This window comes from Methylosinus sp. Ce-a6, assembly GCF_009811655.1.
Lineage (GTDB): Bacteria > Pseudomonadota > Alphaproteobacteria > Rhizobiales > Beijerinckiaceae > Methylosinus.
Map to the genome: position 1 here is coordinate 1 of NZ_BGJX01000093.1, position 933 is coordinate 933.

A 933-nucleotide genomic window follows, 5' to 3' on the forward strand; every position below is an offset into this window, starting at 1 on the left:
AGAACCTGACCCAAAAGTTTCTTGTTCGCGCCGCAGTTGCGTGATTCTGGGGTTCCGAAGCATCGGAGAATGATTCGGAATGTGGACGCTAGATCATCGTAGGACCTACGCCCGCGTCGGCGGGCGTTACCCCAGCGACATGACGGATGCGGAATGGGCCGTGCTCGAGCCGTTGATCCCGGCGGCCAAGCACGGCGGTCGACCGCGCAAGACCGACATGCGTGCGGCGATCAACGCCATTCTCTATTTGCTGCGCACAAGTTGTCCATGGCGCTACCTTCCCCGCGACGGCTTTCCGCCACGGTCGACCGTCTACAACATCTTCCGCAATTTTCAGAAGGACGGCGTCTGGGACGCGATCTGGGACAAATTGCGCATGGAGCTGCGTGAAGACATGGAGCGCGAGGCGAGCCCCACGGCGGCGGTTATCGACAGCCAGTCGCTGAAGTCGGCGGAAAAGGGGGCGGTCATGACGGCCTGACCGGCTACGACGCCGGCAAGAAGGTGAAGGGCCGCAAGATTCACGCGCTGGTCGATACGCAAGGCTTGCCGTTGCGCGTCGTCGTCCACTCTGCCGGCGTGCAGGATCGCGACGGCGCGGCGCTCGTGCTCGACAAAATCCGTAACAGCTTTCCCTGGCTCGAACTCGTCTGGGCCGACAGCGGCTACAACGCCCATCAGGTCAACACGGCGGTCGCCGAAATTCCGTCGCTGCGCATCGAAATCGTCAAGCGCAGCGACGACATGAAGGGCTTCGTTCTGCTGCCGCGCCGTTGGGTGGTTGAAAGAACGTTCTCATGGTTCGGACGCAACCGACGCCTCGCCAAAGACTGGGAAAACCTCGCAACGACCCTGCAAACCTTCGTCGTTCTGGCGTCGATCCAGATCGCAATCAGGCGGCTCGCGCGATAGTTGTCTTTTGAGTCAGGTTCT

General features: G+C 61.2%; 1 protein-coding gene. It reads left to right on the forward strand.

The window, feature by feature from the left end; translation table 11 throughout:
* The first annotated feature begins 79 nt into the window (after window positions 1-79).
* Window positions 80-912 (forward strand): IS5 family transposase gene (locus Mspo_RS19460; protein WP_256366386.1). Its coding sequence is split into 2 segments (ribosomal slippage): window positions 80-461 and window positions 461-912, totalling 834 coding nucleotides; the frame shifts between segments, so codons are not numbered across the junction.
* Window positions 913-933: the final 21 nt, after the last annotated feature.